The organism is Coleofasciculus sp. (assembly GCF_046539235.1).
GTDB lineage: Bacteria > Cyanobacteriota > Cyanobacteriia > Cyanobacteriales > Coleofasciculaceae > Coleofasciculus.
This window is the reverse complement of record NZ_JBKHHI010000100.1, coordinates 1-17,615: the sequence shown is the minus strand read 5'-3', so window position 1 is coordinate 17,615 and position 17,615 is coordinate 1. Positions and strand designations below refer to the sequence as shown.

15 protein-coding genes, 4 tRNA genes and 1 pseudogene are annotated in these 17,615 nt (G+C 45.5%); 9 read left to right on the top strand and 11 right to left on the bottom strand.

The features are described from left to right. Nucleotides 1–1,792: pseudogene (locus ACLFWI_RS11475) on the bottom strand (DUF2157 domain-containing protein); the annotation flags it as partial. Nucleotides 1,793–2,059: 267 nt separating this feature from the next. Between ACLFWI_RS11475 and ACLFWI_RS11470 the strand changes: the two are divergent. The 7 genes from ACLFWI_RS11470 to ACLFWI_RS11440 all read left to right on the top strand — a co-directional run bounded on the left by ACLFWI_RS11470 (nucleotide 2,060) and on the right by ACLFWI_RS11440 (nucleotide 5,328). Then, on the top strand, nucleotides 2,060–2,902 hold the full coding sequence (locus ACLFWI_RS11470) for a TIGR02452 family protein (RefSeq protein ID WP_446413055.1): 843 nt from the start codon (nucleotides 2,060–2,062) through the stop codon (nucleotides 2,900–2,902). Between the two features lie 24 nt (nucleotides 2,903–2,926). Next, nucleotides 2,927–2,999 (top strand) — tRNA-Arg (locus tag ACLFWI_RS11465). A gap of 336 nt (nucleotides 3,000–3,335) precedes the next feature. Next, a complete protein-coding gene (locus ACLFWI_RS11460) occupies nucleotides 3,336–3,797 on the top strand; it encodes an NADAR family protein (protein ID WP_446413056.1) in 462 nt (153 codons plus the stop codon). Between the two features lie 67 nt (nucleotides 3,798–3,864). Beyond that, nucleotides 3,865–3,937: transfer RNA gene (locus tag ACLFWI_RS11455), tRNA-Ala, on the top strand. A gap of 5 nt (nucleotides 3,938–3,942) precedes the next feature. After that, nucleotides 3,943–4,017, top strand: a tRNA-His gene (locus ACLFWI_RS11450). 82 nt (nucleotides 4,018–4,099) lie between these two features. After that, a tRNA-Lys gene (locus tag ACLFWI_RS11445) sits at nucleotides 4,100–4,172 on the top strand. A 250-nt stretch (nucleotides 4,173–4,422) separates the two neighbouring features. Next, a complete protein-coding gene (locus ACLFWI_RS11440) occupies nucleotides 4,423–5,328 on the top strand; it encodes a Dam family site-specific DNA-(adenine-N6)-methyltransferase (protein ID WP_446413054.1) in 906 nt (301 codons plus the stop codon). A 225-nt stretch (nucleotides 5,329–5,553) separates the two neighbouring features. On the opposite strand, the gene ACLFWI_RS11435 is transcribed toward ACLFWI_RS11440, so the two are convergent. The 10 genes from ACLFWI_RS11435 to sufB all read right to left on the bottom strand — a co-directional run bounded on the left by ACLFWI_RS11435 (nucleotide 5,554) and on the right by sufB (nucleotide 15,890). Further along, on the bottom strand, nucleotides 5,554–6,495 hold the full coding sequence (locus ACLFWI_RS11435; RefSeq protein WP_446413053.1) for an SPFH domain-containing protein: 942 nt from the start codon (nucleotides 6,493–6,495) through the stop codon (nucleotides 5,554–5,556). Nucleotides 6,496–6,596: 101 nt separating this feature from the next. Further along, the gene (locus ACLFWI_RS11430) at nucleotides 6,597–7,172 is read right to left on the bottom strand and encodes an NfeD family protein (RefSeq protein WP_446413052.1); all 576 of its coding nucleotides are present in this window, start codon (nucleotides 7,170–7,172) and stop codon (nucleotides 6,597–6,599) included. 16 nt (nucleotides 7,173–7,188) lie between these two features. Beyond that, nucleotides 7,189–7,701 carry an NfeD family protein gene (locus tag ACLFWI_RS11425; RefSeq protein WP_446413051.1) on the bottom strand — a complete coding sequence of 171 codons (513 nt, stop codon included), beginning with the start codon at nucleotides 7,699–7,701 and terminating at the stop codon, nucleotides 7,189–7,191. Nucleotides 7,702–7,989: 288 nt separating this feature from the next. Then, the gene (bioF, locus tag ACLFWI_RS11420) at nucleotides 7,990–9,159 is read right to left on the bottom strand and encodes an 8-amino-7-oxononanoate synthase (RefSeq protein WP_446413050.1); all 1,170 of its coding nucleotides are present in this window, start codon (nucleotides 9,157–9,159) and stop codon (nucleotides 7,990–7,992) included. A gap of 246 nt (nucleotides 9,160–9,405) precedes the next feature. Beyond that, the gene (locus ACLFWI_RS11415; RefSeq protein ID WP_446408921.1) at nucleotides 9,406–9,621 is read right to left on the bottom strand and encodes a hypothetical protein; all 216 of its coding nucleotides are present in this window, start codon (nucleotides 9,619–9,621) and stop codon (nucleotides 9,406–9,408) included. A 161-nt stretch (nucleotides 9,622–9,782) separates the two neighbouring features. Next, a complete protein-coding gene (locus ACLFWI_RS11410; protein ID WP_446413049.1) occupies nucleotides 9,783–10,412 on the bottom strand; it encodes a Uma2 family endonuclease in 630 nt (209 codons plus the stop codon). Between the two features lie 208 nt (nucleotides 10,413–10,620). After that, the gene (locus ACLFWI_RS11405; RefSeq protein ID WP_446413048.1) at nucleotides 10,621–11,883 is read right to left on the bottom strand and encodes a SufS family cysteine desulfurase; all 1,263 of its coding nucleotides are present in this window, start codon (nucleotides 11,881–11,883) and stop codon (nucleotides 10,621–10,623) included. A gap of 221 nt (nucleotides 11,884–12,104) precedes the next feature. Then, nucleotides 12,105–13,463 (bottom strand): Fe-S cluster assembly protein SufD, encoded by a 1,359-nt coding sequence (sufD, locus tag ACLFWI_RS11400; protein WP_446413047.1) that lies wholly within the window; start codon nucleotides 13,461–13,463, stop codon nucleotides 12,105–12,107. After that, the gene (gene sufC, locus ACLFWI_RS11395) at nucleotides 13,463–14,254 is read right to left on the bottom strand and encodes a Fe-S cluster assembly ATPase SufC (protein WP_446413046.1); all 792 of its coding nucleotides are present in this window, start codon (nucleotides 14,252–14,254) and stop codon (nucleotides 13,463–13,465) included. The genes sufD and sufC overlap by 1 nt, the downstream gene beginning before the upstream one ends. Nucleotides 14,255–14,450: 196 nt before the next feature. Then, nucleotides 14,451–15,890, bottom strand: a complete 1,440-nt coding sequence (gene sufB / locus ACLFWI_RS11390; RefSeq protein ID WP_446413045.1) for a Fe-S cluster assembly protein SufB — start codon at nucleotides 15,888–15,890, stop codon at nucleotides 14,451–14,453. 226 nt (nucleotides 15,891–16,116) lie between these two features. Between sufB and sufR the strand changes: the two genes are divergently transcribed. Together sufR and ACLFWI_RS11380 are read left to right on the top strand one after the other, a co-directional pair. After that, complete coding sequence (gene sufR / locus ACLFWI_RS11385; protein WP_446413044.1) at nucleotides 16,117–16,773, top strand: iron-sulfur cluster biosynthesis transcriptional regulator SufR; 657 nt, start codon at nucleotides 16,117–16,119, stop codon at nucleotides 16,771–16,773. 240 nt (nucleotides 16,774–17,013) lie between these two features. Next, a complete protein-coding gene (locus tag ACLFWI_RS11380) occupies nucleotides 17,014–17,265 on the top strand; it encodes a hypothetical protein (RefSeq protein ID WP_446369549.1) in 252 nt (83 codons plus the stop codon). The last annotated feature ends 350 nt before the right edge of the window (nucleotides 17,266–17,615 follow it).

The window sequence follows — 17,615 nt, the reverse complement described above, 5'->3', positions numbered from 1 at the left end:
CAGCCAGTAACACATAACTAATTCCAGCGAGGACAAAACCAATGTGCCAACAACTGCGATACCAAATCTGTTTGGGGACAGGAGATGGGGGATTCGCTGCTACCGTTTGTCCTTCCTGTCTTCTGGAAACCTCCTGCCTCCTGCCCTCTGCCTCCTGCCTTCTAAAAGCCTTCTCCCTTATACTCAGACTCCATTCTGCCACCATTAGCGCCAACAATAAACTTGCCCAAAGTGGTTCGCTGAGAGTTGGAAACCATCCATCGATAAACGAACAGATGGTTAATAATCCGGCGATATGGGTGAGATAAACTAGAGGAATTCGCAGCGGAGGGCGGCGATGAGTAACAATAGCAAGGGTTATGGTGGAGAGTAACAGATTGAGCGATCGCGCCGTCGGATTTAGGGTACTGATTACTGTTAACATCACACCCAATCCGAATGTGAGTCCTTCCCCAAACCGGGCTAATTTAGGGTTCGACTTCCGATATAGCCAATCGGTCAAACCTACCCACAGAATAAGGTAGGGAAATAGGGCGACACCCCACAAGGCTTCCACGTTTGAACCCACATGTTGAGAGAGGAATGCGATTACATCTTCTCGTACCGCAGCAGGGATTAATCGCCATAGTAAAAACAGCGTCTGCAAGCCAATAATAAAAATGGCAGCTAAATCCCGACGCCGCCGAGAATACTGTAAGCGCTGGGCGAAAAACCCCATCGCCAACCCACTAACCGCCGTGGCTTGCCAAGGAATGTCTTCTCCTACCGAAACCAACCAACCCATCAACAGTAACCCGCCACCAATTCCATCCCAGACTTTTGTACTAAAGGAGGAAACAGACTCTCGTGAGACGGCTGGAGGTTTTCCCTGTCGCGCCAACAACCAACCACAAATTCCCATCGCCAAACCGAGTTGGACAATTGGCACATTCATCACGAAAATTGCCCGTCCTAACAACACCGTGAGGGCATAAATCACCACTAAACTACCCGTGGGTGCATTATTTGGCAAAGAGGGGGAAGCGCGAGGGGTTGAAGCGGCGGAGGGGAGAAACATCGCGGTGCCGATGACCCCTAAATAAACGGCGACTAATGGAACCTCGGACCAATTCCAACCCCAGTGCAAATAACTCAACCATAAAATTAGGGAAGCGCGGGAGGTAAGCCGGAATGAGTTGGTTTGAATAGACTGATTGATAACCGTAATACCCGTTAGGGTTAACGCCGCCACCCCAACAACAATCCATTCCCAGGGATGACGCCATAAGCCAAAACCATCCATTGCCCAAAAATTAACGGGGACTAAAAGCAGGGCAATCAGTTGCAAGGTTTGAGAGGTTAACTTTAAATTAGAACGTTTTCCCGCCCACAGGCTAATTCCCCAAAAGATAACGGTATATGCCCATAACACACCATACTGTCCCGCTGGCGGAAAATTCTGCCATTGAGTCGCGGCGAGGACACCGGAGGAGACAACAACCAGAAAGACACCCAGAAACAGCAGCCAGCGTACACTTAGTTCTTCTTGCCATGACTGCCAGATGCGGGATAAAGGCGACACAGTTACAACGGGTTCCTCTACCTTCGTTTCCACCTTTCGGGATTGGGGGCGAGATGGAAGCGGCGCAATCTCTGGTTGCGGGAGGCGACAAGATAGATAGATTCGACCGAGTTGCTTAACTTGGGCATCACTGATTAAACCCAAGCGCAACCAGGTTTCTAAACCTTCCAGTAACTTGGGATGGGAGGCTGAAACAGTGAGTTCAATTCTCACAGGGCGTGGCGAGGACATAGTTTTCGGGGGTTCGTTCGTAGTAGGCACGCTTCGTGCCAGAAGAAGCGCTGAAGCGCTTACTACAAACAGATTAATTAATCCTAGCATTAGATTTTCCAGTTGATGATTGATAACTCAGGGCGAGTTTTGTTGTTCATTTATCGGTGGGGAGGGCGGGTTTTGTTGTTCATTTATCGGTGACCATCTAATTGAGTCCCTAAACCCGCCCCTACAGAGGGCTAAATCTACCCCTACAATTGACGTATAAGGTATAAATTATTACTTATGAACCGGATTGCGATCGCGCAAGATACACTCAAGATTCTTGATGCTGGCTATTACGACTCTCCGACGGGTCAACGGGTTGATATTACTCAAGATTTAAACGCTTGTTTGGCGCAGACAAAATACTATGACCCAGACAGCCTCTCGACTCTCGAACAAAATGTTCTCTCCAGCACTCCCAAATTCTCTACAACTGAATTTGAAGTCAGGAATGAGACAACTTTGCTCGGATCAGAACGCATGGCAAAATCCCAACAGTTTCACAAGATTGGCGTCCTTAACTTTGCTTCAGCTAAAAACCCTGGCGGTGGCTTTATCAAGGGCGCACAAGCCCAGGAAGAAAGTCTAGCTAGAAGTTCTGCCCTCTACAAAAGCTTGTTACAATGTCCCGACTATTATGACTATCATCGTTCCCATAAATCACTCCTCTACTCAGATCGGATCATTTATTCCCCAGATTGTCCAATTTTTCGTAAAGATGATGGCACATTACTAGAGCAACCCTATTGTGTCGATTTTATTACGAGTCCTGCTCCCAATGCGGGTGCAATTTGGCGCAATCAACCAAAAGATGGGTCAAGACTAGGTGATGTTTTGTATAGTCGTGGTGCTAAAGTGTTGAGTTTAGCAGTTGAACAGGGATGTGATGCACTCGTTTTAGGCGCTTGGGGGTGTGGCGTTTTTCAGAATGAACCCTCAATAGTTGCCCAAATGTTTGCTGATTTTTTATTACCCAATGGTCAATTTTTGGGACAATTCAAAAAAATGTTATTTTCTGTCCTTGATTCGACAAAACAAAAAAGGATAATCACCGAATTTCAGAAGCGATTTTCAGACAAATGACAAATGACAAATGACGAAATATAAGCCCCCATAGCTCAAGGGATAGAGCAGCAGCCTTCTAAGCTGAGAGTTCCAGGTTCAAATCCTGGTGGGGGCGTTGAATACCGTTCAAAAAGGAGGTTATTTTCTTTGACTCAACAGACCGTGCGATCGCGCCTTGCGTGCCCTGACTTCTAAGAGCTTACATACTTAGTACGAGAGGAAGAGTAACACTGTTCCAATAACAGTGGGCGTTTGAGAACGGGGAGTGCGAAGAACCCGATAGGTTGGCTTAGAGGTAGCTATCCTTTAAAGAGTGTGTAATAACTCATCGGCGGAGTTCCTCTAGTAACTGAGAAGGCGCACAATACAACGCTCTGGTAACTTGCACGCGAGGGCGATCGCACAATTACAGGACATGGATTATAATAGTACAAAAATACCAATTAAAAATATGCCTGTCTACTTCTACAGCACCCGTGAAAAACCCTACGGTTGCTTTTCCAACTTTTCTCGCCATGGTTTTGAGTTAGATGGTTGTTGGTGGGCAACGAGTGAACATTACTTTCAAGCCCAGAAATTTGTCGAGACAGATCATCCTTGGTTCGACAAAATCCGTGAGGTGAAGACGCCCAAAGACGCTGCCAATATGGGCAGAAGTCGGGAACACCCTATCCGAAGTGATTGGGAACAGGTCAAGGATGAAATTATGAAGCAGGGAGTTTTGCATAAGTTTGAAACTCATGCTGATATCCGCGAAATACTTTTGGCGACAGGGAATGAGTTGATTATAGAGAATTCCCCCATTGATTACTACTGGGGATGCGGAAAAGATGGCAGTGGTAAAAATCGATTGGGAGAGATTTTAATGGCAGTGCGAGAGATATTGTGTCAACCTCTTACAAATGACAAATGACAAATGACAAATGACAAATGACGAATGACAATCTCCACCGTTAGCTTTGATTGTGTCCACCCACTTAGGGTCTGTAGTTCTAATGGGAGAACGCCTGTTTTGCACACAGGAGGTTGCGGGTTCGACCCCCGCCAGATCCATGATGGTGTCTGAAGCCAAAGCGGTTGCGGCGCTTGTTTGTGGAACAAGTCAATAGCGGGTTCAAGTCCCGTCAGACACCCTTGAATGGAAGATGCCGCTGAATGGACGGCAAGCGGTCTTGAAAACCGTGGTACGGCAGCGATGTCGTAGGGGTTTAATCAGGGAATGTAGCTCAATTGGCAGAGCAGGTGACTCTTAATCACTGGGTTGCAGGTTCGATTCCTGTCATTCCCATTTGTCCAGGTGTGGCGTAGTTTAACTAGCTAATTGTATAACGGAGTGACCGATATTTCCTGTTTGGCAAACGTGAGCCAGGGGACGCCAGGGATACACTCATCGAGAGCCACGGACGCGATCGCAATTTTCCACCTTTCCTCAGAAAGACAATTCGTAGAACCACCTCTGTAAATGGTAAACTTAATTAGTATAGAGATAGGTATAAATTACTGCCGCAGTGTACTCACGCATTTCTCCTTAGATTAAGATGGCTAATCTTCCGCATCCAATCCAGTATCAGGGAAGTAAAAGGAATCTTGCCTCAGACATTCTCAGATTCCTGCCTAATAAAATAGGAAGGTTAGTAGAGCCATTTTCAGGAACTGCCGCGATTAGTATCGCTGCTGCTGCACGGCAGGTTAGTCAAAAGTTTTGGATTAATGATTTGAATCTGCCTTTAATTAAGTTACTAGAGTTAATTATTGAACAGCCCGATAAAACAGCATATTTATATACAAAAATATGGAATGAGCAACATGGGAACTCGGTAGAACACTATTATAAGATTAGAGATGAATTTAATAAAACAAATGACCCTTTCTTGTTCCTCTATCTGCTCTCCCGGTGTGTAAAGGGTTCTGTCCGATACAATAGCGATGGTTTATTTAATCAAAGCCCAGATAAGCGTAGGAAAGGTACCCGCCCTGAAAAAATGCGACAGAATATTGAAGGAGTTTCTCATTTGCTAAAAAATAAATGTTTATTTACGGCTCTCGATTATAAAAATGTTTTAGCCAAGGTTGACAATACTGATTTTGTCTACATGGACCCTCCCTACCAAGGAGTATGTGGGAATAGAGACTCTAGATACTGCTCTGGGATTAGTTTTGATGAATTTGTTTCAGCTATAGAAGTATTAAACAGAAAAGCAATAAAATTTGCAATTAGTTACGATGGTAAACGGGGCAATAAAATATTTGGTAAGAAACTACCGGAATATCTGGGTCTTAAGAAAATTCAAATCGAGGTAGGACGTTCATCACAGGCAACACTTTTAGGTAAACAGGAAATAACAGTAGAGTCATTATATTTGTCACCAACTTTGCTCAGGGATTGCTCACCAGAAATAGAAAATTACATTCTTGGATTTCCTAAGCAATTGACGCTTCTATAGCAACAGGGATAATTCTCAACAGTTACCTGACGATTTTATAAAAATTTGTCAGTCAGTAACAGCCACGATAGGTTTGCTTAGAAATAGCCATCCTTTCAAGAGTGTGAACTCATCGGCGGAGTCTTTAAATGAATATTCATTGGGATTAAGCCTTTACAATTAGCCCATAAAAAATCAGCATTTTAGGTGCGTTAAACTTCGCTAACGCACCCGATGCAATTAATTCTAAGCCAACTTACTCAACTCTCCATTACTCTCCTCTGTTATTATCGAACCAATCCCATCTAACGTCGCTGGAATCGTGCGCGGGTCCATAAACATGATCTTGCTGCTGTTACTACTACCAATTTTTATCCCCATATCCAAATAGTTTTGTGCCAATAAAAACTGTAGTGCTTGGGCTGATGAGGAAGCAGCGTTTAACTTTTTGCCAATAATATCCATCGCGGCGGCTGTCCCTTGCGCCTTGAGAACTTGCTGCTTTTGTTGCGCTTCCGCCTCCAAAATAGCGGCTCGTTGACGCGCTTCTGCATCAATAATTTGTGCCTCAGCTTCCCCTCTGGCACTATTAACTACTGCTTCTCGTTCTCCTTCTGATGTCAGAATTGCTGCCTGTTTTTTCCGTTCGGCTGACATCTGTAATTCCATTGCCCCTTGCACGGTTTTTGAAGGAACAATATCCCGCAATTCTACCCGCGTTACCTTGACTCCCCACGGTGCTGTGGCAATATCTAATTCCCGCAATAGCATCTCATTCACTTCAGTGCGGGCGGTAAAGGTTTGGTTCAGTTCAAGTTTCCCCATTTCTGAGCGAATTTGAGTTAACACTAAATTCACCATCGCGGCTTTCAGATTCTGAACTTTGTAATAGGATTTTTCCAGATTAATTACCCGCCAATATACCACAGCATCGACACTAATCGAAACATTATCACGGGTAATGCAATTTTGCGGTGGAATTTCTAACACTTGTTCCCGAATCGTTTGCTGACAGGCAATCTGATCGAGAAACGGAATGACAAAATTTAGACCGGGTTCTAATTTTTTACCATCATATCGACCCAGAGTTTCAACTAACGCCTCTTCTCCCTGCTTAATGATTTTGACACTACCTGCCAAGGTAGTACCAGTCAAGGCGATAAATGCCATAAAAAACCACTGATACATTTTAAATTCTCCTCTTGAGATACAATTCGATGAATGTAAACGACTCAGCCATTAAATGGTACTGGCTTGATGTTTGGCGAATACCACGGATAATGAACCCATTACGCTCGAAATAAATGTTCCGGCAAAACAATTAATGTGTTATCCTCTTGTCCAACCACATAAACGGTTTGATTGACAGGAATCCTCATTTGCCATTCCTGACAACGCGCCGCCCAAGAACTGCCTTCATAGAGAACTCGTCCGGTTTCTCCAGGGAAAATTTCAGTTAACGTGCGGGCTTCCGTTGCTTCTGGCACTTTAAATTTTTTCCGCTTCAGTAACATCGGACGTATCCAGATAATGGAGGCTGTAGACAGTAGCATCCAGTAAGCCACCTGCCAGCGAAATGCGACAAATCTTGTCATTCTAAACAAGCTAAACGCTATGATTAGGGAAATAATTCCCATTGATAGAGGCACAAGTCGGAATTTTTGGCTGAAGGCTTTCGGCAGAAACAACTCCAGTAGGCAAAGTACAACACCGCTACCTAACCAGAATAGGGATGGATGAGGGATAAAGGCTGACTTCGTAGTCGCTTGTGCCAGAATTGTTTGGGCATCAATGCGATTCACTTCTGTCTGCATTAACAGCAATGTGAACATCTGACTATTTTCAAATAGAAGGACGAATGACATAAGACGAATGACCAACTCATGGCATGACAATCAAGGTATTATCCTCTCGCCGCAACACATACACCGTTTGGTTAGGTGCGATCGCAAGTTGGGAATCGGCACAACAGGCTTGCCAAGAGGAACCCTCATACATCACTCGTCCCGTTTCTCCCGGTAAGATCTCGGTTAACACCTGGGCTTGAGTCGCCTCTGGGATAGTATATTTAGGGCGTCGAATCAACATAGGGCGCAACCAGATCGCAAACGCAAAGGATAATCCCATCCAATACATCACCTGTAAGCTAAACCCGTCATACATCAGGAATTGCCACTCAAACCCCAGTGCGATCGCGCCCTGCCATACAATAAATGAGACAAGTAGCGCAGCTACACCCATCATCAGGGCAATAAATCGGCATCGCTTCGCCCAAGATTTGGGTATAAAGAATTCAACTAGGCAAAGTAGAACACCTGCAATCAGCCAACATATAGGTGGAGTAATCCGAAAAGTTGATTGAGTCGTCGCCTGTGCCAAAATCTGGGATAACACATGAATGTCCTCGTGAACTCGGTTAATAGCAAGGGTTTTCTCTTGCTAATTGCTATTAAATCCGGTGGTGATTTGAGTTCGTGATGGAGTTGTTCGAGTTCTTATCGAGTTCTCATCGACTTCCGAGTAAGTCTGTCATTCGTTGGGGCGGGTTTAGTGACATCAGGGTGAAAACCAAATGTTAATGGTAAAACCCGCCCCTACAATTTCCTCATCTTCCTCATCTTCCTCATCTTCCTCATCTTCCCCATCTCCCCCTCACCACAGCACTTATTCAGCAACCCATCATTAAGCCAACCCACGCAGAATTGATTTCACCAATAACTGAAAGTGGGTGGGTTCATGAGTTGCCATGACAGAAATGCGAATTCGACTTGTGGGGACAGTGGGAGGACGAATCGCTGGGGCAAAAATACCTGCCGTTTTTAGCTGTTGTGCCATATTCAAAACATCTTCGACATTAGGAAATTGAAGGCACAGAATTGGAGATTCAGATGGTAATATATTCAGCCCAGATAACGTTTGCTGAATCAAAGACTTGAGCATCTCTACATTCTGCCAAAGTCGATCGCGACGTTGCGGTTCTGTTTGAACAATTTCAATCGCTGTTAACGCCGCCGCCGTATCAGCCGGAGATAGTCCAGTAGTATAAATCCAGCTAGGGGCGCGATTTCTCAGGAAATCAATTAGAGTCGCTGAACCGGCGATATATCCCCCCAAACTTCCCAATGCTTTACTCAACGTTCCCATTTGAATTAAGGGGTATTCCGTACAGCCAAAATGTTCCACACAGCCTGCACCTGTAACGCCTAAAACACCAGTCGCGTGGGCTTCATCTACTAATACCATGCAGCTAAATTGATTAGCGAGTGATAGAATTTCTGGCAACGGACATAAATCTCCATCCATACTAAAAACGCTATCGGTAACGATGAGACAACGGCGGTAATTGTAGCGATGGTGAACCAGTTGATGCTTTAAATCTTCCATATCCCTATGGCTATAGTTGATTACCGTCGCACCACTTAAAATTGCCCCATTCTTGAGGCTAGAGTGATTATACTGATCCGCCAGAATCAGATCTCGCTTCCCCATTAAAGCCGCGATCGCACCTAAATTCGCCAGGTAGCCCGAACTAAACACCAATGCATCTTCGGTTTGTTTCAGAGATGCGATCGCGCATTCCAATTCTCGATGCAATTCCCGATGTCCACTGAGTAACCGAGAACCGGTACTACCTGTACCATAGTGCTGAGTTGCTGTCATCGCGGCTTGAATTAAACGCTCATCTCCCGCCAATCCTAAATAATCATTACTGGCAAAATTAATCACCTCTCGCCCTTCCAGTTTTACCACCGCACCGGGACGATTTTGCAGCGTTTGCACTGAACGATACCAGTTAGCTTTGTGGATAGTAGAAAGAGAGTCTTCTAACCAAGCATAAGGGTTGGTTGTCATAAGTAGAAAGTTAACGGTTGAGATTAGGAAACAGGTAACAGGGAACCTTACTTTTCACGGGATCTGGAAAACCTCTCTCCAAACCTCTCTCCTGCTCTTGAGAAGGCTTTGAATCCTACATTCCGTGCAAAAAAAAAGCGAAGTAGGGTGGGCATTGCCCACCAGCCTTAAGGATCGTGACATTCCACATAAGGTTAATATTAGGCAACAGGCAACAGGAAATACACAATTTAAATGCGTCTTAGCTTACTCGTTTTCAGCACCCGGATCAACTTTATTCTTTGGAGTTTCCCCAGTTTTCACACTCTCAACCAAACCCATTTCAAAGGCAATTTCCGGTAAATCTTCAGCCTTATATTTTCCCGGTTGAAACATCTGTCCAGGGGTTAGACACATCTGTTTGAGTTCAACAACTTCAGTGGGAGCAAATAATCCTTTCCATCTTCTATTCTCAATGCCCATCGCTGATGACTCCTAAGGTGATAAGGACGAAATCCTTGTAGTGCGTTTAGCGAAGCCATGCCGCCGGCTTTGCATCTTGCTCGCTACTAATACCCAATTTTAAATGCGTGACAGCTTATTCCCCTATTTTAGCGATACCCCACCTGTATTTCATGCTTAATTTATAAATTTTCTCTCACCCAAGCGCGAAACCCTTTCAACAGAGCAATTTCGCCCATTGTTTTACGCTGTTGAAGAAATCGGCTCATTTCACTCACGGATACCAAAGGAAAAGCTAGACTAGATTCACACTCAACATATTGTCCTTCTACCAGTTGATAGAATCGCAAAACTTGCCCGTTATACCGCCAAAGTTCAGGAACACCTAGCGCCGAGTAAATCCTCAACTTATCTACAGAACTACTGGTAATATCAATTTCAATCGCTAAGTCAGGCGGCGGATCAGTTTCTAAATCAATGTCTTGCCGACCTCTAACAGCGGGTTCATTTTCGATATAATAACAATTATCAGGCTCTATACCCTGCTTGACTATTTCTCGTTTTAGTGTTGTTGAACCAGCGCTTTTTATCTCAATATCTAACTCTTCGGCTAATGCAATAATGAAATTACCCAAATTAGCTTTGGGATTTTCATAGTCAAAACGAGGCGTCATAATTTCCAACGTGCCGCCGTCATAAGCAAATCGATACCCCCTGTCTTCACCAGTTTCTGCCAATAAAGCTTCAAACGTTTGCCAGGTAATATTGTGCAGGATAGTTCGTTGTTCAGCTAGCGTTGAGATTGTCAACATATCTATAATCTCAGTTGAATGGCACGCTCCTTAATGTTACTGACTCATATAGCCAGGAAATAAATTTATTATCTTTAACCTCAATTTAGCCTCAGCCTACGGGGTAAGTCTTTTAACCCGTTTTAACGGGTTTAAGCTTTTAGCCCCAACTTTAGTTGAGGGCTAATTGAAGCATGACTTTAGGGTAGGCATTGCCCACCCCAAAACTCTACTCCATAACGCTTTTAAAAAAGTCAATCGTCTCTGTCAACGCCTGAACAAACACGTCAATCTCTTCCCGCGTATTGTAGAAATACAAACTCGCCCGCGCCGAACCCGCTACGTCTAAAATGCGGTGCAACGGTTGCGTACAATGATGACCGGAACGAATTGCTACCCCTTCATGGTCTAATAGAGTAGACACATCACTCGCCGCTAATCCCTCTACATTAAACGATACCAAAGCCGCCCTTCCTTTCCCCTCTGCTGTCGGTTGGGGACCATACAGGGTCAAATCAGGAACATCCCGTAACTGCTGGAACAGATACGCCGTCAGTTCCTCCTCATAGGCATGGATTTTATCCATACCAATCCCCATTAAATAGTCTACCGCCGCACCCAGCGCGATCGCTTCCCCAATCGCAGGTGTTCCGGCTTCAAATTTATGGGGCAATTCGGCGTAGGTGGAATAGTCGAGAAAGACTTCCGAAATCATCTCACCCCCACCCATAAACGGCGGCATGTCCAGCAACAAGTCTAATTTGCCATACAAGAAACCAATCCCTGTGGGCGCACACATTTTGTGACCTGATGCGACTAACCAGTCACAATCCATCCCCTGCACATCAATGGGCATATGAGGGACAGATTGGCAAGCATCAATCAATACCTTAGCGCCATACTGATGTGCGATCGCACTAATCTCTTCAACGGGGTTAATACACCCCAACGTATTCGAGACATGCACCACACTAACTAACTTCGTCTTCTCAGAAATCAGAGACTTGAACTGTTCTAAATCAAACTCCTGGCTTTGTGTCAGTTCCACATACTTCAACACCGCCCCCGTCTTCTGGGCAATGATTTGCCAGGGAACAATGTTGCTGTGATGTTCCATCACCGAGAGAATTATTTCATCCCCTGGCTGCAAACGATTTAATCCCCAGCTATACGCCACCAGGTTAATCGCTTCTGAGGCATTCCGGGTAAACACAATCTCATTTCGCGACGCCGCATTCACAAACGCCGCCACCTTATCCCGCGCCGACTCATACGCTTCTGTCGCCCGGACACTCAGCGCATGAGCACCTCGGTGGACATTGGCGTTATCCCTTTCATAGTAATTTTGCAGCGCCTTAAGCACCGCCAACGGCTTCTGAGAGGTAGCCGCACTGTCAAGATAAATCAATGGTTTATCGTGAACTTTCTCCTGCAAAATGGGAAAGTCAGAACGGACGATAGCAGCTAGGGTTTTTTCTTGGGTGATGGTCATTGGTTATTCGTCATTGGTCATTTGTCATTGGTCATTTGTTATTGGTCATTTGTTATTGGTCATTTGTCATTTGTCATTTGTCAAATAATTATAAAACTCAAAACCATGTCCGACTAGCGAAGCGAAGGATCAGATTCAGGGCGGGTTTTGCCTAAAAACTAGATAAAACAATCAACCTTAATCCCTAAACCCGCCCCGGAAAGACGTGCCATGGCACGTCTCTACATTGTTCTACACATCGCACATTGGGCAAGTCTTTGCCGCAGGGAGTCCACAGGAATCCGTTGGAGAATCTCCGCGACAAAGGCATCAATTAACAGATTCCGGGCATTGGTTTCATTTAGTCCCCGACTTTGTAAATAGAACACATCCTCTGGGTCTAATTGACTCACTGTCGCACCGTGAGAACATTTTACTTGGTCTGCCGTAATTTCCAGTTGGGGCTTGGTATTCACACGGGCTTTAGCGGACAGCAATAAATTGCGGTTCAATTGAGCCGCATTGGTAAATTGAGCCGCTTGCGGCACGAAAACCTTACCATTGAAGACGCCGTGCGCCCGGTCATCTATGATACATTTGTGCAACTGGTCGGTCATGCCATGAGGATGATTCAACAGTACAGCACTGTGGGTATCGGCTACCTGTTCCCCACCAATCATGGTTAACCCGTTAAGCGTGGTTTCCGTCGCCTCCCCCGTCTGCACAATTTCTAGATTATGTCGGGAGAATCTCGCCCCTAAACTAATCGCATTACAGGTATAACGGCTATTCCGGGCTTGAGTGACGGCTGTTTTACCAATGTGGAACCCATCAATCGCTTCTCGCTGATTCCGGGTATGGATAACTTGGGCGTCATCGTCAATCCAAATCTCTGTCACTTGGTTATTGAAATAAGGGCGATTTACCGGAATATCGGGACATCCTTCTACATTCGCCGCGTAATGTTCAATCAGATTCACCACCGAACCCGCTTCAGCAACCACCAGACAGCGCGGTTGGCAAATGACGGGTACGTCGTCAGTGGTGGAAATAAACAGCAGATGAATCGGTGTCTCGACTATTCTATTTTTGGGTATCCACACCACCGCCGCATCCGTGAGTCCCGATGTATTTAGGGCGGCGAAAACATCAGACGCGCCCTGTTGCTTGCCTAAATAATTGGGGATTCGTTCCTGATACGCCCCAGGTAAACCCGCCAAATTACCCACATACACCCCTTCAGGTAATCCACTCACCGAGGATAAATCTGGCGCATACACCCCATTGACAAAGACTAATCGACTATCCGGGGTTTCGGGTAGGGTGAGGGAGGTCAAGTCTAGGTGTTGCAGGAATTGTTCAAAAAACGCCTCCACCCCTTGAAAATTCACCGCCAATAACGGCGACAAATCCGTAAACCGCCATTCTTCATCTCGACGGGTAGGAATTGCCAATTCTTCCACAATCGCCGCCGCCTGGTAGCGCAGTTGTTGGAGAAACCTGTTTAAATTTCCCCCAACAACGGGTTCATCTTGGCGACATTGGTCTAATAACGCCATTAAATAGGAAATTTCCGGTTTCGCAGATAGTTGTATACTCATCAGACCATCACCTCAGCCGCCGCTTCTTCTTCTATCACCCACTCATAACCACGGGATTCTAATTCTAATGCCAATTCCTTACCCCCGGTTTTGAGAATGCGCCCTCCTGCCATGACATGGACATAATCGGGTTCAATATAATTGAGCATCCGTTGGTAGTGGGTAATCAAAATCATGGCATTGTCGGGATTTGCCAAATGATTCACCCCATTGGCGACAATCTTCAGGGCGTCAATATCCAAACCAGAGTCTGTTTCATCCAGAATCGCCAGTTTGGGTTCTAACAACGCCATTTGCAAAATCTCATTCCGCTTCTTCTCGCCGCCAGAGAAGCCTTCATTTAAACTGCGTTCTAAGAAGCTGGGATTCATCTTGACAATTTCCAGCTTTTCTTCTATGAGATCCTCAAAGTCAAACGTATCAATTTCCTCTAATCCCTGATGCTTACGGCGGGAATTATAGGCGACGCGCAAAAAGTCTAAATTACTGACACCGGGAATTTCTAAGGGATACTGAAACGCTAGAAAAATGCCAGATAATGCCCGTTCTTCGGGTTCGAGTTCCAGCAGATTTTGCCCCAGAAATGTCACCTCGCCACCGGTGACTTCGTAGGCGGGATGTCCCGCTAAAAGCTTGGAAAAGGTGCTTTTACCTGAGCCATTTTGCCCCATGATGGCGTGAATTTCTCCCGCCTTCACCTCTAGGTTTAAGCCTTTAAGAATTTGTTGTCCTTCAACATTTGCCGTCAAATTGCGGACGGATAAGATTACGTCGCTATTTTCTCTAATCATTGCTCGTTACTACAAGGTTTTGCCAATTCTGATAGATGAGATGGGATGGGATGTTCCAGACGTAGCATACTACGTCTCTACAATCGGGGCGGGTGTAGGGTGCGTAGGGTGCGTTAGCGAAGAAGCGTAACGCACCATTTCAAACGATAGTCGTGAAACCCGCCCCTACAGACGCGCCATGGTACTTTTCCAATCCTTAACCCACGGCTCCTTCTAATTTCAGACTCAATAATTTATCGGCTTCAGCGGCAAATTCCATCGGCAGTTCGTTGAATACATCCTGACAGAAACCACTGACTATCATGGAAACCGCATCTTCTTCTGAGATTCCCCGTTGGGTAAAGTAGAAAAGCTGATCCTCGCCAATTTTTGAGGTTGAGGCTTCGTGTTCAACCTTAGCCTGATTATTTTCGACTTGAATATAGGGGAAGGTATTCGCCTCAGCGGTATCCCCAATCAACATGGAATCGCATTGGGAATAATTCCGCGCCCCTTTTGCTTTCGGACTCACTTTCACTAATCCCCGATAGCTATTCTTGGAATTACCAGCGGAAATCCCTTTAGAAATAATCGTGCTACGGGTGTTTTTGCCAATATGCACCATTTTGGTTCCCGTGTCGGCTTGCTGCATATTATTGGTTAACGCCACGGAATAAAACTCACCGACAGAGTTATCCCCTACTAGAACACAACTGGGATATTTCCAGGTAATCGCTGAACCGGTTTCTACCTGTGTCCAGGAAATCTTGGAGTTAACGCCTTTGCACAAACCACGCTTGGTGACAAAGTTATAGATTCCCCCTTTACCCTTTTCGTCACCCGCGAACCAGTTTTGCACGGTGGAATATTTAATCTCGGCGTTATCCAGGGTGACGAGTTCGACAACGGCGGCGTGGAGTTGGTTGGTGTCGTACATCGGTGCGGTACACCCTTCTAAGTAACTCACCGAACTCCCTTCTTCGGCGACAATCAGGGTGCGCTCAAATTGTCCCGTGTCCCCAGTATTAATCCGGAAATAGGTGGATAGTTCCATGGGACATTTGACACCTTTGGGAATAAACACAAAGGAACCGTCACTAAATACCGCCGAGTTCAGGGCAGCAAAGTAATTATCACCGACAGGAACCACACTACCCAGATATTTCTGTAGCAATTCTGGGTGTTCTTGCAGGGCTTCGGAGATGGAACAGAAGATAACCCCAGCTTCGGCTAACTTGTCTTTAAATGTGGTGGCGACGGAAACGCTATCGAAAATCGCATCTACAGCAACGTTAGACAGTCGCTTCTGTTCAGATAGGGGAATCCCCAGTTTCTCAAAGGTTTCCAGGAGGGCGGGATCAACGTCCTCTAGGCTGTTCAGCTTTTCCGTTTTCTTTTTCGGGGCGGAGTAGTAAATGATATCCTGATAGTTGATGGGCGGATAGTTAACGTGGGGCCACGTCGGTTCCTCCATCTTTAACCATTGGCGATAGGCTTTGAGACGAAACTCCAGCATGAACTCCGGTTCATTCTTCTTGGCGGAGATCAGCCGGACTACGTCTTCATTCAAGCCACGGGGAATGGTATCGGCTTCGATATCGGTGACAAAGCCGTACTTGTAGGGCTGGTTGACTAATTTTTTAACGGTAGCAGTCATTCGCTTGTGTGTTCTCTCTTCTACTAAGGATAGGAGGTGGTTTGTTTCAGTGACCAGTAGGACAGGGTTTGGGCTGATTGCGGTAACGTTGCACTAGCTCTGTTACTAAAACAACACCTTTGTTGTTTAACTCTATTGTAGGTTATATTAACAACTAAGATGTTGTCAAAGTCAACTAAATTTCTTCTCTTGCCCTAAAACAAGTGTGATTTCACCCCAAAAGCCGATGACCACCACTCAGCAATCTTCTACCAAGCAAGACATTTTGCAGTATTTACTCAAACAGGAGCAAGCGATCGCCCATGCATTAGCGGAAGCTCTGGATATTAGTCCCCAAGCCATTCGGCGTCACCTGAAGGATTTGGAGGCTGAGGGACTGATAGAGTATAAGTCGGTATCCATGGGAATGGGGCGTCCTCAACATGTTTACCGCTTGAGCAAAAAAGGACGCGATCGCTTCCCTAACCATTATGGTGAGTTTGCCGTGTCGTTACTAGACACCCTGGAAGAAACCGTGGGTCGGGATCAGGTGAGTACCATCCTCCAGAAACAGTGGGAACGCAAAGCCATGGAATACCGCCAGCTTTTGGGTCAAGGTTCATTAGCCGAACGAGTCGCCAAATTGGTAGAACTGCGCCAAAGTGAAGGATACATGGCGGAATGGTATCCAGTCGAATCCAGCGATGCTAGCGAGCAGACCCATAAACAGTTTATTTTCAGAGAACACAACTGTGCGATTTCCAACGTCGCTGAATCCTTTCCCAGCGTCTGCGGACATGAGTTAGAAATGTTTGCCACTATCCTACCCGATTGTCAAGTCGAGCGCACTCACTGGATTAATCATGGAGAACATCAGTGTGGTTATTTGATTCAGGCGAAATAGTTGGTCATTGGTCATTGGTCATTCGTCCTTTGCTCCCTCATCTCCCCAAGAAGGGCGGGTTTTGGTCATTCGTCCTTTGCTCGCTCATCTCCCCAAGAAGGGCGGGTTTAGTTAAGTTATCGGTTGTGTGCCACAACGTTATGGGTAAAACCCGCCCCTACAAATTGGCTCTCCTTGCTCCCAGACGTAGCATGCTACGTCTCTACATGGCTCCCCCAGCTCCCTCATCCCCCCTTTCCTATGTCCCAACAACCGACAACACAATTTTTAAGTCCAGAGGAATCTGCTGCAGTCGATAAAGCGTTACTCGCATCCCATGAGAAGTTTTTAACCCGATTAACTATTTCATCCCTGCGCCTTTTAACCCATATTGCCCAAGACACAGGAGTGGCTGTTGAAGAGTTAACGCCTCAGCAGGTGATTGATTGGTTTGAACAAGACAGCAAGATTCGCCGCGAACAGGGAGCTGATGCCGCATTTTTGAAGTGGTGATTGGGTACTGCCACGCCACTAATACCAAGTTGCAGTCAAGGAGGTAATCTGTCATGCATCGGTATACAGACAGATCCCCGACTTCTTGAAGAAGTCGGGGATCTTGCTTAGATTAACCTAAACGACTAACTGATTAAAATTTGTTCAGAAAAAAATAGAACATTTCATCGTGAAGATCACGCTTCAAAAATTTACATAAATTAATAAAAATAAAATTATTCAAATAAATAAAATAAGTTTGCCAAGAATTTATAGATTGAGCAGGTAATTTTATGCGGATTTTACCTATTCGCCAGTGAAGGTTAATTATGATGGCGAGTATACAAAACTCGTGCGTAGAGGTAATTCCG

Excerpts from the sequence above, each read along its gene's own strand:
- bioF (WP_446413050.1), bottom strand. The coding sequence starts at position 9,159 with ATGACAACCAACCCTTATGCTTGGTTAGAAGACTCTCTTTCTACTATC.
- ACLFWI_RS11410 (WP_446413049.1), bottom strand. The coding sequence starts at position 10,412 with ATGTTGACAATCTCAACGCTAGCTGAACAACGAACTATCCTGCACAAT.
- sufC (WP_446413046.1), bottom strand. The coding sequence starts at position 14,254 with ATGATTAGAGAAAATAGCGACGTAATCTTATCCGTCCGCAATTTGACG.
- ACLFWI_RS11440 (WP_446413054.1), top strand. The coding sequence starts at position 4,423 with ATGGCTAATCTTCCGCATCCAATCCAGTATCAGGGAAGTAAAAGGAAT.
- ACLFWI_RS11430 (WP_446413052.1), bottom strand. The coding sequence starts at position 7,172 with ATGTCATTCGTCCTTCTATTTGAAAATAGTCAGATGTTCACATTGCTG.
- ACLFWI_RS11380 (WP_446369549.1), top strand. The coding sequence starts at position 17,014 with ATGTCCCAACAACCGACAACACAATTTTTAAGTCCAGAGGAATCTGCT.
- sufR (WP_446413044.1), top strand. The coding sequence starts at position 16,117 with ATGACCACCACTCAGCAATCTTCTACCAAGCAAGACATTTTGCAGTAT.
- sufD (WP_446413047.1), bottom strand. The coding sequence starts at position 13,463 with ATGAGTATACAACTATCTGCGAAACCGGAAATTTCCTATTTAATGGCG.
- ACLFWI_RS11460 (WP_446413056.1), top strand. The coding sequence starts at position 3,336 with ATGCCTGTCTACTTCTACAGCACCCGTGAAAAACCCTACGGTTGCTTT.
- ACLFWI_RS11435 (WP_446413053.1), bottom strand. The coding sequence starts at position 6,495 with ATGTATCAGTGGTTTTTTATGGCATTTATCGCCTTGACTGGTACTACC.
- ACLFWI_RS11415 (WP_446408921.1), bottom strand. The coding sequence starts at position 9,621 with ATGGGCATTGAGAATAGAAGATGGAAAGGATTATTTGCTCCCACTGAA.
- ACLFWI_RS11470 (WP_446413055.1), top strand. The coding sequence starts at position 2,060 with ATGAACCGGATTGCGATCGCGCAAGATACACTCAAGATTCTTGATGCT.
- sufB (WP_446413045.1), bottom strand. The coding sequence starts at position 15,890 with ATGACTGCTACCGTTAAAAAATTAGTCAACCAGCCCTACAAGTACGGC.
- ACLFWI_RS11405 (WP_446413048.1), bottom strand. The coding sequence starts at position 11,883 with ATGACCATCACCCAAGAAAAAACCCTAGCTGCTATCGTCCGTTCTGAC.